At 38.3% G+C, this 13,874-nt stretch carries 13 protein-coding genes; all 13 read right to left on the minus strand.

The window, feature by feature from the left end; translation table 11 throughout:
* Positions 1-51: 51 nt before the first annotated feature.
* Positions 52-636, minus strand: coding sequence for a hypothetical protein (locus J1C86_RS09335; protein WP_427150797.1), 585 nt, complete (start codon positions 634-636; stop codon positions 52-54).
* A 14-nt stretch (positions 637-650) separates the two neighbouring features.
* Positions 651-1,268, minus strand: a complete 618-nt coding sequence (locus tag J1C86_RS09340) for a hypothetical protein (RefSeq protein WP_427150798.1) — start codon at positions 1,266-1,268, stop codon at positions 651-653.
* 34 nt (positions 1,269-1,302) lie between these two features.
* Positions 1,303-2,451, minus strand: coding sequence for an AbiH family protein (locus J1C86_RS09345; protein WP_427150799.1), 1,149 nt, complete (start codon positions 2,449-2,451; stop codon positions 1,303-1,305).
* Positions 2,452-2,689: 238 nt separating this feature from the next.
* On the minus strand, positions 2,690-3,442 hold the full coding sequence (locus tag J1C86_RS09350; RefSeq protein ID WP_185755738.1) for a DUF6261 family protein: 753 nt from the start codon (positions 3,440-3,442) through the stop codon (positions 2,690-2,692).
* 631 nt (positions 3,443-4,073) lie between these two features.
* On the minus strand, positions 4,074-5,591 hold the full coding sequence (locus J1C86_RS09355; protein ID WP_427150800.1) for a hypothetical protein: 1,518 nt from the start codon (positions 5,589-5,591) through the stop codon (positions 4,074-4,076).
* A 44-nt stretch (positions 5,592-5,635) separates the two neighbouring features.
* The gene (locus J1C86_RS09360) at positions 5,636-6,631 is read right to left on the minus strand and encodes a type II toxin-antitoxin system antitoxin SocA domain-containing protein (protein ID WP_125405904.1); all 996 of its coding nucleotides are present in this window, start codon (positions 6,629-6,631) and stop codon (positions 5,636-5,638) included.
* A 53-nt stretch (positions 6,632-6,684) separates the two neighbouring features.
* Positions 6,685-7,089 carry a hypothetical protein gene (locus J1C86_RS09365; RefSeq protein ID WP_125405907.1) on the minus strand — a complete coding sequence of 135 codons (405 nt, stop codon included), beginning with the start codon at positions 7,087-7,089 and terminating at the stop codon, positions 6,685-6,687.
* 395 nt (positions 7,090-7,484) lie between these two features.
* The gene (locus J1C86_RS09370) at positions 7,485-7,880 is read right to left on the minus strand and encodes a GNAT family N-acetyltransferase (RefSeq protein WP_125409549.1); all 396 of its coding nucleotides are present in this window, start codon (positions 7,878-7,880) and stop codon (positions 7,485-7,487) included.
* Positions 7,881-8,726, minus strand: a complete 846-nt coding sequence (locus tag J1C86_RS09375) for an aldo/keto reductase (RefSeq protein WP_125409551.1) — start codon at positions 8,724-8,726, stop codon at positions 7,881-7,883. It abuts the gene before it with no gap.
* 76 nt (positions 8,727-8,802) lie between these two features.
* A complete protein-coding gene (locus tag J1C86_RS09380; protein ID WP_002903311.1) occupies positions 8,803-8,997 on the minus strand; it encodes a hypothetical protein in 195 nt (64 codons plus the stop codon).
* Positions 8,998-9,154: 157 nt separating this feature from the next.
* Positions 9,155-10,306: an N-acetylglucosamine-6-phosphate deacetylase gene (nagA, locus tag J1C86_RS09385; protein WP_125409552.1), complete on the minus strand. Its 1,152-nt coding sequence runs from the start codon at positions 10,304-10,306 to the stop codon at positions 9,155-9,157.
* Positions 10,307-10,546: 240 nt separating this feature from the next.
* The gene (gene rbfA / locus J1C86_RS09390; protein ID WP_002893555.1) at positions 10,547-10,897 is read right to left on the minus strand and encodes a 30S ribosome-binding factor RbfA; all 351 of its coding nucleotides are present in this window, start codon (positions 10,895-10,897) and stop codon (positions 10,547-10,549) included.
* 176 nt (positions 10,898-11,073) lie between these two features.
* Complete coding sequence (infB, locus tag J1C86_RS09395) at positions 11,074-13,866, minus strand: translation initiation factor IF-2 (RefSeq protein ID WP_125409554.1); 2,793 nt, start codon at positions 13,864-13,866, stop codon at positions 11,074-11,076.
* Positions 13,867-13,874: the final 8 nt, after the last annotated feature.

The raw sequence follows: 13,874 nt of genomic DNA on the forward strand, positions 1-13,874 counted from the left end.
TTCTTGTGTCATAGATTTCTTACTAATTGTTAAGTTTGGCTAATGACAGAGCTAATTTATGGATCGCCAATCATCATCAATTTTATTATTTGATACAGTCCAAGGTTCATCAATATCAAAAATTTTAAACTCATGATATTTATCTTTTGAATCAAAATATGAAATCTTTACCTCATTAAAATTAGTATTAAATTCTTTTTGAAAAATAGTAAATTCTAAATCAAATCTCTTTATTTCATTAGCTTCAAGCAAAAAAGAGTAAGCACCATTTTCACCATAGCTAATTAGTTCTTTTGATTTTTCAAAATGACTTAGCTGTGTCATCTTAGCAACTTTCTTCTTATTATTGTATAAAACTAAATTTATATTTCTAACTATCTGCCTTACAGACTTTGTATTATGAATTTCAATCCACAAGGGGACAATAAACAGTTTCTTTCCATCCAGACTATAAAATCCCCATGGTTTTTGAGTTCCTTTACTATAAACAGACTTAATATAGATTCTAACTTTTCCCCTATTTGACAGAATCCTTTCTATTAAAACCTGAATTAATAAAATAAGCAAACTAGATATAAGAGAAATACTTGCTCCTAATATCACTAATAGAGTATCTTTATCTTTAAATATTTCCATCCTCATTTAACTTTCTATAAAATCCCATCATGATACAAAGTTTTAGAAATAGAATCATTCAAATTCTCCAACTCAATATCATTTTTTAACCCAACATCAATATCCAGATTATCTAAATTTCCAAATTCTTTTTCTAATCTTAAAAGAATGGAAATCAGTTTTGTTTTTACATTACTTAATATTTCTAAAAAGCTAGTTTTATCAATAACTTGTTCCAACTTCATACAAGTTATCATATAATCACTTTTTTTATAAACAATTGGAGCTAATTCAATTAAATCAAAACTTACATTGAATTCTCCTGACACAGCCTTCTCAATAGTTTTAATCCCAGAAGTTATCACCCTGCTTCGAAGAGCCTCCTTGATTTCTTTAGTAAAGAGTGATTCTGGCAAAACATTATTGTTTACTTGAAAACTCCCATTGATTCCACTGTACCTAATAATATAACGTATATTTTTTCTATAATCAGGAATATCATCACTATTTGAATAACCATTTAATTCTCCTTCAATCCAGTCATTCAATTCCTCATTTTCTAATGAATTTGTAATTATCATTAGCCTATTTAGAGCTCCATCCAAACTTATTTCATCTTGAACAATATCCTTTATAATTTTACTTTTTACCATAATTATGTTTCATATATCTTCTTTCTAAAATTATTTACAATAACAACATTCTTCTCATTTTATCAGGATCTTCACTTTGAACAAATATAACTTTTTGCTCACCGGTTAATCCAACCAACTTATCTTTTCCTAAGATAATCGCTAAATTTCTAATTAAAGATCGTTTTGTATTTTCATCATAGTAAGTAAAAATAAACCTGCTTTCATAATTTCCTCTTTCAGCTAAATCAAAACACTTTTGAAAGATTTCTTTATCCAATGGATCAATTGAATGCCCAAAAACAATTATATTTTTAGGATGAGAATGAAAACTTAGTTTATCATCTTCAGAAAATTCAATATTCGGTGAAAAAAATTCTTCAAATAAGCTTCCCGTTTCTTTCACAACTCTTTGGTAGTATTTTTGATATGGAATTAATCCTGTATTTATATTATCTTCCTTATCTTCAATTCCAAAAACCATCGTATTTATATTAGAATATTGCCTTTCTATATCAACTCGTCCATGAATAAAATGCGTCTGTTTTTCTGAAATCTCAAATAGTTTCTCCGCCGTATTAGTATAATTGAAATTAATAACATTAGCTTCTGATATATTAGATATTGCATCTAAAGCTGTTTCTTTCCTTTCTAATTTATTAATTTCAAAATCTAGATAATTTTGATATGATAAATAAATTTCCAGAAACTCTGTGAGTTCTTCTAAATGGATAATAAACTCATCATTTAAACATTTTATCGATAATTCTTTTTGTAACCTTCCCCAGCCCTTTTCTACATACCACTTTTTAAAAGCTCTTATTACAAAAATTATAGCAAGAGCATTATTTTCATGTTTCAATATATATTGTTCTTGTATAGGGGTCTCTTTATAAAATAATGTATTGAAATACTCTTGATTATTATCACTAATAAATAAAACTGCTTCTGCAATATTTGAAATCATTATTTCAATATTAGACCAGTTTTCTCCTAGCTGCTCCTTATTATCATTAATAAACTTCAGATATACAGTCTCTTTGTATTTTTCAAACTTAATACTTTTTTCTGCTAAGAAGCTTTGAAGTTGTTCATCTTGTTCATTGTATATATATTTTGTAAAAGTAATAAAATCCTCATATCGTGTCTTCCTCCCCATCGCTATATCAAAGCCGTTACCTAGTATTAAAATATTGTCAGCCATTCTTAACCTCCCCTATTATATTAAATTTGATTAATAACATTATTTTTTTCTAAATTGTTCCGCTTTAAATTCTAAATTCTCCATATCAATAATTCCTTTCATTCCTCAATTTTTAAAATGCCATTATCTGTTTTTATAACTATAAAATCCCCTCTATATCTTGTTTTCTATTCTGGTAAAATTATACCACGAAAACACCAAAAATCCCCTAGAATTTTCAATTCTAAGGGATTATTCTTTATCCTGTTACTTCCGGTGCTTGTTCCGGTTTGGTTTTCTTATTTGGACTGGCCATGCGGCGCTTGCTGTCTCGGATGGTGTTGAGATCCTTGAGGAGTTTGGCAAAGTGGGCTTTCTCTGGGTAGGCTTCTGCGGAGGCAGCGGTATAGCGCATAAAGAGGTCATAAGTTCGGGAGATTTCCGTGCGCAGCTGCTTGGTCTTACCGACTTCCTTGCTGGACTTGGCTGCCCGCGCTAGGGCTTCGGCCTTATCATAGTCTTCCTGAGCAGTCGTCACTGCGCTAATCACTGGTGAGAGTCCCAGAGTAGTTACTGCCGCATTGTAGGGCTCTTCCTTGAGAGTTTTGAGGAGGCTCTTGATCTCAGCAGTGGCGACATCGTTATTATGCTTGGTGATGTCCTTGTACTTAGTCAGGACTGGAGCCAGTGTCTCATGCGATTCCTTGAACTTAGCTTCCTTTATCTTGGCAAATCCCCTATGCAGGGTAAAGAGTCCGACCAGAGCGCTGTCCCGCTCCTTATCTACCTCTGCCAGACTTGTAGTCTGTTTCTTTTCCACGCTGGCTAGCTGTTTCTGGAACTCTTCTAGCTTGCTCGCAAAGGGCTCCAAGTGCGTACCATACATATCTTCGTTCTTATTTGCCTTGACAAAGTCCGCGATGATTTGACGAGAATCCGTCATCAAACTTTCAAACTCACGGTGAGTAAAGTTGCTATAGGTTAGGGGACGAATGGTGTAGTTAGTAGTCATAATAAAACCTCTCCAATAATTTGATGAACTAAGTATAGCACGTGACAATAAATCTTTTGCAAGGCTGCCCTGAAATGTCATTTTTTATCCCTGAAACAACACTTTTTCAAAATCAAAGACATAAAATATCCCCACACGATGATTTCTTCAACTTCAGATAGGGATTATTTCTCTTTAAAAATGAATTATTAAAGCATTTCACGCTTAGAATACTTTAAAATTTTAACAAACGCTGGTATTCAAACTTTAGAAAACCTGTAAATTATAGCAAGCCACATCATCTGACAGATAGAAAGCACGGATTTTTTCACAAACAGGACTATTCGAAGCCTAGATTATCTAAATAATTTAGTAAATACTCGTGTTCAACTTTTAGATTGATTAGATATTTGGCCAGAGATTACTCTTCGAGTTTTTAATGATTACCTTTCTCTCATATCTCCCCACTATCAAGGGCTCGATGACCTCCTCAATCAGTCGGGTGGAGACTTTTTTGTTTTCTTTTTTAATTGGACGCTATTTAACTCTGTTAAAAATCTTTTATACTAATTATCACATGAAGTTTTTTAGTAATAAATTGATCAACATTAATATCGCTTGTTTATAAATGTCCAATTCTCATTGTGTTATATTATGAGCGACGAAACTTTCTGAAAAATATAACTGTTTTTTGCTTTAATTCTTTAAAGAATTCAGAGAAGATTTGCCATCTATTTCTGTACCAAAAGATTTGAACTTCTCCCTTCTCCTCATCTTTTTTATCATATACCTTCAAGATATTTTTAGCTTCCTTAATATTTGCAATTACAAAATCCATGTTCTTTTTTTGATTGTCAAAATACAGTTCAAACTCCTTCTTATCTTTCAAAAGTTTCACACTTATACTTTTTTCTTCACCGGATTGTTTAATGAATATATAGCTATCCCAATAATCATCAAACATTTTCAAAAAACCAACTCCGACTATGATATGTAAAATCCACATACTTCCAATAAATAAATATTGCAAACTATTATCGGAAAATACTTTTACATGTGTCACTATAGTTAAAATTACAGAAAATAGTAATATTCCAACCGCACGTAAAAGATAATTCATATGATAAATACAATAAATTATACCAACTAGAAACCATAAAATAAATACTATAATTAAAGAATAGAGTATATAATCTGATAACACTCGTTCTCGTTCATACTTTCCAACAACAAATTCATAATGACTGTTATCTAGACTAGCTTGTTTATAAACTTTAAATGTCGATGTACGAGATAAAAACATTGATGTTTTCCCTGGAATAGTCTTTGCAACAAAAGAATCTTTAGCGTTGGGGCCATTGAGATTTTTATAGTACTCTTGTTCAAATAACAACTGACTACCTTTTTTTAAAATTATCGTTTGATTAGTTTCTATCCCTAAAATAATTTCTTTATGATTCTCAACTTTCTGCTTCTTAGCATTTTTCTCTGATACAGTACTCTTAACACTAAAGTTCGTTCCTTTCGGGATAGAAAATACAATACCTTTAGGTAAGATGAAAGATTGCCCTAAATCATTAACAACTTGATTTTTTATATCTTCATTAGAAGAAATGTAGAACTTTTCATTTGTTACAAATGGGAAATTTTCATCATAGTAAGGGTGAATAAATGACGTGAAAAACAAGGCTCCCATAAGTGAGTACATCAGAATAAGCAATAGTGTAACTATTGTATATAAATAAGGCTTTATTCTTACTCGTATAGTTTTGAATCTATCAGTTATTGTATAACTTTCAGTAACTTTATAACGGAATTTATATTTTTCTCTATTCTCTACATAATATTTACCATCAATCTTGATAAGCTCGCCCATATCATTTTTAAATGTTGGAAATTTAAAAATAAGGAACGACATAGGAAGTACGAAACAAAAGATTAATATACAGGCCATTGAATCCCATTCAGGGATTTCTTTAATCATAATAAATATAAAAATGCTTATACTTATATAAAATAAACTTCCTAATATAGCAGTCTTTATAAGTGATTCTTTTAATCTTTTAATAAAGTCTGCATTTGCAGATCTTCCTTTGAAAAAAATAGAGGAAACTTTATCAAAAAATGTAAATACCGTTACAACAGCTCCAAGCCATTTTATCCAATCCATACCTTCTCCCAACTCTTTTTTACTAAAAGACTATTAAAAATTCCTCAAAGGCTAACATTTTTAAATTTATCCTTGCTATATTGGGCTATTTCTTCCACGCTCAACATTTGGTATTTTTCTTTTATCTTTGTAAAAAAATCTCCGATTGTTTCTTTTGAAATAATTTGATTGGACGGTTCATCTTCTTTCAAGTCTCCTCTAGCGTCTAGCCACGGAGCTTCATCGTGAGTAAATTGTTCCAAAACTTTTCCATTATAAACACTTAAATTTTTTACAATACTATCCAATAAACTAATTTCAAAAATAGTTAGTCGATTCTTGACATCTATCTTATCCTCAATAGCAATAGGATTACGTCCAAATTCTTGAAATTTAAAATAAATATCTCGATAGACAGGTCCATGAACCCAGCTTTCACAATCACTATCAAAAAGGAAAGTACCTTTAAAAGCAAAGTAAAACCCTTGAACATAATAAAGCAACTTTTGTAAAGCTAAAGGCGTAATTTCACTATTCTTAGAAAGAAGGTAGCGAATAACCAAGTCTTCTTTTTTCATTTCTTCACTATCAAGGCATTCCTTTACTTTCTCTAAGGTCTTTTGATAGGCAACAGTCGTCAGTTGTTCCTTATTTTTTTCAAGAATTGAATAATATACCTTTGGTTCTTTTAGTATCATTTTTAATTGATCAGAGTAAGTTGGTTTTGGTATATCTCCATTAAGATATCTTTGAATTGTATTAATGCCCCACCCCAATAACTGAGCTAAGGGTTTAGCGCCGATGCAATACTTTTCTAAAATAAGATAAATATCATCGTTTGATATAATCTTGTTTACTTTTTTAAACTCTTTGTAAAGTGCCTGTTTATTTAACTCATTAATCTCATCTACATAGATAGGATGACTGCACTCTTGACACAAAGCAGTCTTTCCCATAAATGTATAATCCTGACCTTTTAAAGTTCGGGTCAGTTTTTCATCTATTACCTTATAAGAAACAGGTTTTAAACAATATTCACAAAAAATAGATTGATTTGCCATAATGAACTCCTTCTAAGAGAAACTATTCTCTTAACATAGTATCCGCTTTATTCTTACTGAAAATAGTAAGAAAGTGGTTTGTTAGGATCGGGTTCATGAAACGATATAACCGCTAGCAAAGCACGATGGTTCGCATCGTCTTCTATAATGAATTTCACATAGACAGTCACATCGCATTCGTCACCGAATAGATCCTTTAGTTTGTAAACTGGGGCAAATAGAAAGTAATCTTTGTGATTTTGAGTAATATCATTTCTCTGAAGACATTCACAAAAATCTTTATATCTAATTTTCAATAATAACGTACCAACTTCTTCTTTGTTTAAATTATATTCGAACATAAAGGAATCATTGGCTTTTCTCTCCTTACCAGAAGAAATGATGAAAGAATCTCTTAAAACAAGCTCTCTCATTTCCTTCAATAACTCATTAATTTCATCCTCAGAAAAACTTTTCAATCCGCCACACCTTTCTTTATAGCATTATTTTATCCATTTCTACCCTCCTATCTGTACTCTAATTATATCATTCAATAACATTAAATACAATAAAAAGCACTATTTTTTAAAAATAGTGCTTTTTACCTTCCCGCTCTCAAGGGCTCGATGACCTCCTCAATCAGTTGGGGGTAATTTCCAATTCTTGGGTCTTCTTCATCTAACTCCCCTATCTTAGTGTTTCGTTGGATATCAGTCGTATTTTACACCTTTCATTATTGCTCTGAAACATCTTCTTTTATAGTTTCTTCCAATGTTAGAGATAAAAATCCCCAGCTCTTTTCAAACCGGGGATAGCTTTATATTTTTAATTCATACACTTCCTGCCAGCCGGCTGGTCCTAATATGCGTTGGGGCTATTTGCTAAAGCCGGTCTCTCGGTAGAGATAGGAAGCGACTTGATTTCTCTCATTGACGCCTAGTATGATGCTTTTATACATAGGCAAATGCTCTCTTATGAAATCAGGCAAGAGCTTCAGCGTCTGACTACCGTATCCTCGCATCCGAAAGCCTTCATCCGTTGAAAAGCTACGCAGGAGTAGGCTCTCTGGCTGACCTCCATAAGTAAACTTCTTTTCTCCAGCATCCAAGATCAGAAAGGTTACAATTTGATCTTCTTCAAGACCTAAGATAGCATAGCGATTTTCTAAGTCAGCGACAGCCTGACTGGGATGGCTGGTAAATCTCAAGTCGGTTAAATGGTAAGACTGCAAGGCTTCTCTATCTGAACTTCGATAGAATCGGATTTTCACCTAAAAATCCATCCCATCCGGATTTGGTGCGCCACCGGCCAAACCGCTGATATTTTTAAGCACTTCCAAGTCCGCATCATCTAGCTCGATGCCAAAGCAGTCTAGATTGCTGGCAATCCGGCTCGGAGTGACCGACTTAGGCAGGGGCAGGAAGCCTTCCTGCAAGCTCCAAGCTAGCGCGACTTGGGCAATGGTCTTGCCATACTTGTCTGCCACAGCCTGCACGGCTGGATTTTGGAAGAGCTCCCCTTGGCCAAATGGTCCCCAAGCTTCCAGTAAAATCTCATGCTCACGGCAGAAGTTGACTGCCTCTGTCTGATAGACACCTGGAGCCAGGCGGATTTGATTGACAGCTGGAGTCATGCGAGCTGTTTCAAGCAAGGCTTCTAAGTGATGAGGCAGGAAATTGCTGACGCCAATCGCTCGAATCTTGCCGAGATTATAAAGATCTTCCATAGCCCGCCAGACTTCGGCATTGCGCTTTTTCCAAGCATCGTTTTCCCTCAGGGGTTTGGGATTCGGCCAGTGGATGAGGTAGAGGTCCAGATAGTCCAGTCCCAACCGCTCCATTGAGGCAGCAAAGGCCTCTTGAGCCTCCTCATAAGTATGAATGTCATTCCAAAGCTTGGTCGTGATGAAGAGCTCCTCCCGCGGAATGCCGCTGTCCTTGATTGCCCGTCCGACACTCTCTTCGTTCTTATAGATGGCTGCCGTATCAATGTGCCGATAGCCTGCCTTGAGAGCGGCTAATGTTGCTTGATAGGCTTCTTCGCCATCCTGAGCCTTCCAAGTACCGAAGCCCAGTACCGGAATGCCAACACCATTGTTCAAAAGATATTCTCTCATCTCATGTCTCCTTTACAAGTTCCATCTACTGCCTTTAGCAAGGCAGCTGCTATAGTGTTCACAAGAGCAGAACTGCTCACTTCTTTTCCTTTTTCTTCAGTATTGGTTTGGGTTTAAAGATATTTTCCTTGGTTGGCTCCATGCCTTTACTGAAAAAGCTATAGATAATGAAAGCAACTCCTGCAACAAGGATCAAGATTCGACCAAAGATCAGTCCCGCCAGCAGCAAAACAAGTCCCATTATCAAAAATTTCGCATCAATTCGTTTCATAGCCCACTCCTGTTTACATTATAGTCTCATTATAACACGCCTAAGAAAGCAATTCAAATCTAGGAGAAGGCTATCAAGTCGTCTGTCAAACAAAAAGAACAGGTTGCCCTGCTCTTTCTGAAAAATATAAGGAGACTAATTTAAATACCTGCGGTTCTCATACATGGAATCGTTCTTGACCATCAAGATAAGTAGCTACCAGCTCTAAATCTTTATCTAAAACGATAAAGTCAGCATCGTAGCCTTCCTTGATCTGTCCGCAGACATCATCAATATGGACTGATTTTGCCGGAACCAGGCTAGCCATCATGACCGCCTGATGAGGATTGGCAATGCCCCATTTGACCACATTTTTCAATCCGTCCTTGAGTTTGAGGATAGAGCCAGCTAGATTGCCCGTTGACTTGAGCCGAGCGGTTCCTTCCGCCACAACCACTGGAAATTCTCCCAACATGTAGTCACCATCTTCAAGGCCTCCTGCGGTCATACAGTCAGTAATGAGAGCAATATTTTCATGTCCCTTCTGTTTGAGCAAGATGTCACAAGCCTTAGGGTCCACATGGTGGCCGTCACAAATCAGTTCTGCATAGGTGTGGGGCAACTCATACATGGCACCAACCATGCCTAGCTCCCGATGAGTCAAGCCCCGCATACCATTGTAAGCATGCACCCAGACACTGGCACCTGCTTCGACCGCAGTTTTGGCTTCATCAAAGGTTGCGTTAGAATGCCCCAGAGCAACAGTCACGCCTTCATTAGTCAGCGTACGGACAAATTCCTCTACGCCATCACGCTCTGGTGCGAGAGCAATCTTATTAAGCAAGCCATTTGCAGCCTTCTGCCAAGCACGAAACTCATCCATGCTAGGATCTTTCATATAGGCCGGATTTTGGGCACCCTTATACTTCTCAGTGAAGTAAGGCCCTTCAAAATAGAGACCGCGAATCTTGGCCCCGCTGGCTTCTTGATAGCGGGCACCGATATTTTCAGTTACTGCTAAGAGTCGCTCATAGGATGAGGTCAGGGTTGTTGGTAAAAAGCTGGTCACACCGGTAGTCAAGAGCCCCTCACTCATGGTATGAAGAGTTCCTTCAATGTTATTGTCCATTACATCAACACCGCCGAAGCCGTGAATATGAGTATCCACCAGACCCGGCGCAATTGAGTAGCCGCTGTAGTCTATGACTTCTGCATCCTGCGGAACAGACTGCACCAGCTTGCCAAACTTACCGTCAATCAGCTCTAAATAACCGCCCTGACGGATTCCCTGAGGATAGAAAAATTGATCTGCTTTGATATATGTAGGCATAAGACTGCCTCCCTTGTTCTTGAATGCTGTATTCTCGGCCATTCAAAGTGGAAGTCTGTGATAGAGCTAGCATCTTTCTATAGCTGCTTTCTAACTCCCGCTTTTGAATCTCTGAGTTTTCTTGACTATATTATAACTCTTTCTTTTTTATTTGTAAATGGTATATACCTATTTTTGCAAAAAATTGTTATATTAAATTTAAAAATAAGAAAACCCAGCCATGACAGCTGAGTTTCTGCTTTATTTTTTCTCTAAATCACGCAGCATCTGGTCGATTTTATTGCCATACTCAATGGATTCGTCCTTGACAAAGGTCAAATCTGGAATCTTGTACATTTTCAGATTGTGACCCAGCTCACGCTTAATGGTACCAGTCGCTTTTTCCAGACCGGTTTGAGCTTTTTGATTATCAGAGGCCAGATTACTCATAATCGTGTAGTAGACCTTGGCCATGGATAGGTCGCCCAGCATTTGGACATCGGTAATGGTCACTCCCTGCACCCTCGGGTCACGAACTTTCTTCTGCAAGATTTCATTGACTTCTCGCTTGATTTCCATACCCACACGGTCTGTACGAAAATTATTTGCCATGAGATTTCCTTTCTAATTTTTCTTTTCTGCAATATAAGCTAGGCTAGGCCTAGCTTATATGTTTTGTTTTGGTTGATTAAGATTCGTTTTAAACTCTTGGTGAAAAAACGTGGGACTAGAAGTATAGACTTCCACCAAAAATAATTTCACTGCGAGTTTTTAACGGACTTCTTATCTTATTTCTTAATTTCTTCCATGATGTAGGCTTCAATCGTGTCATCTACTTGGATGTCATTATAGCCATCAATCATGAGTCCACCTTCACGGCCGTTAGTAATTTCCTTAACATCATCTTTGAAGTGCTTGAGGCTGGCAAGCTCCCCATCGTAAATCACGACGCCGTCACGGATAACACGAACCTTGGAATCACGGGTAACTTTACCGTTGATAACCATAAATCCACCGATAGTACCAACCTTGGAAACCTTGAAGGTTTCGCGGATAAGAGCTTCCCCGATGATCTTTTCTTCGTATTCTGGATCCAGCATTCCCTTCATTGCATCTTCCATTTCTTCGATAACCTTGTAGATAATGCTGTGGAGACGGATTTCAACATCATCAGCTTCTGCCTGCTGGCGAGCTTGAGATGTAGGACGCACGTTAAATCCGATGATGAAGGCATTTGAAGCTTCTGCCAGTGTCACATCAGATTCATTGATAGCACCAACTGCTGAGTGGACGATAGTAATCTTAACGCCTTCCACTTCAATCTTCTGCAGGGAAGCAGACAGGGCTTCTACAGAACCTTGCACATCAGCCTTGATGATAACATTGACAGACTTAACTTCACCAGCTTTGAGGGTATCAAAGAGATTTTCCAGACTGACACGATGAGTAGCTTGACGCTGCTTAAGAAGGGCACGTTTGGCACGTTCTTCACCGGCTGCACGCGCAGCTTTTTCATCTTCATAGACCGCAAAGTGGTCACCAGCCATCGGAGTTTCATTGAGACCAGTGATAGAAACCGGTGTAGATGGTCCTGCCACCTTAACACGACGGCCCAGGTCATTGGTCATAGCCCGAACCCGACCGAAGGTATTTCCAACAACGATTGGATCCTGCACATTCAGAGTTCCCTGCTGAACCAGAAGGGTTGCGACAGCACCTTTTCCTTTATCCAGACGGGCCTCGATAACTGTACCAATCGCTCGAACAGTCGGATCTGCCTTGAGTTCTTGGATTTCAGCCACCAAGAGGACTGTTTCCAGCAAGCTGTCGATATTTTGATTGAATTTCGCTGAGATTTCAACAAATTCAGAATCTCCGCCCCAAGCTGTTGACATGACACCATGCTCAGCCAATTCACCAATCACGCGCTCAGGGTTCGCTCCTGGCTTATCGATCTTGTTGATGGCTACGATGATTGGGACATCAGCCGCCTTGGAGTGGTTGATAGCTTCAATCGTTTGCGGCATAACACCGTCATCAGCCGCAACAACCAGTATAGTGATATCCGTAACAGAGGCACCGCGGGCCCGCATAGAAGTAAAGGCCGCGTGTCCAGGCGTATCCAAGAAAGTAATCTTCTTGCCGCTTTCCTCGATCTGGTAAGCACCGATGTGCTGAGTAATACCACCTGCTTCACCTGTAGCTACGCGAGAGTTACGCAAGGTATCCAAGAGGGTTGTTTTACCATGGTCAACGTGTCCCATGATGGTTACAACTGGCGGACGCTCTACCAAGGCATCTTGGTTGATATAACCTTCTTCCACGAAGAAGCGCTCAATGTCAGCTGTGTCAACTTCCACCTTCTTCTTAGCTTCGATACCGTAGTCCACCATGAGGAGCTCAATAGTATCGCCGTCAAGAGATTGGTTTTGCGTTGCCATCACGCCCATCATAAAGAGTTTCTTGACAATTTCAGCTGGCTCGCGCTTGATCCGTTTTGCAATTTCTGCAACGGTCATTCCGTCTGTATATTCAAATTCAGTTGGCAACTCATGGAACTTACGTTCTGTAACAGGTTTTGGTGCCTGATTATTGTTGCCCTTTCCTTTTTTATTTTTCTTGTTTTTATTCCAATTACTATTTCTTTGATTTCTCACTTGATTTTGACTGCTTCGATTCTTTTGTTGTTTTCTTGGACCTTCTTCTTCGCGATCAAAATCATCGCGCTTCTTATCTGGTCGAGCTTGCTTCTTACGACGCGTATCCACAGCGGCTGGCGCTGGACTTGGATTCGCCGCTGGAGCAGATGGAGCTGGTGCAGGCTGAACTGGTGCACTTGCTTCTGCCTTAGGCTGCTCCTTGCGGCGGTTTTGCCGTTCCATAACTTCTTTTGCTTCCTGAGCTTGCTTAAAGCGTTCCTCGCTGGAGCGAGCGTATTCAGCATTCTGCTCTGCTTTCAAAGCTGCTGCTCGGGCCTTAAAGTCAATCTTCGGTCCTTGAGGCTGTTGGCGGTTTTGACCGTTAAATCCTTGATGATTCTGACCATTTCGGCGGCCATCTTGACCACGATTATCGCGACGGTCATTTGGACGATTGCCCCTATCTCGGTCGTTGCGGTTTCCGCGATTCTTATTTCGATTATCACGGTCCTCACGTTTGCCTTGCTCTTTGTTTTGTGGTTTGCGGTTGCCTTGCTGCTTCCGACGCTCTGCCTCTTCCTTGGCTCTCGCTTCACGTTCTGCCTTAAAGTTCCGGCTTTGCGGGCGCTTGACAGGCGCAGCTGTTTCTACTTTCGCTTCTGGCTTAGCAGTTACTTTTGCCTCTGTCTGTTCTGCCTTGACTGGCGCTGCCTCTTTGGCAGGAGTTTTTTGCGGTGATGGCTGAGCTGCTGCAGGCTTTTCTGCAGTAGCTTGAGGTGCGGCTGCTTTTGTAAAGCTGGATTTGATTCGCTCACCAGCGTCAGCTTCTACGCTGGACGAATGACTTTTGACATCCAGACCCAGCTCCTTGGCACGAGCCACTACCTCCTTGCTTTCTTTTCCCAGTTCTTTGGCGATTTCATACAATCTTACTTTAGACAAATCTTGTC

Origin of the sequence: Streptococcus sanguinis, from assembly GCF_050220005.1 — a bacterium.
Lineage (GTDB): Bacteria > Bacillota > Bacilli > Lactobacillales > Streptococcaceae > Streptococcus > Streptococcus sanguinis_Z.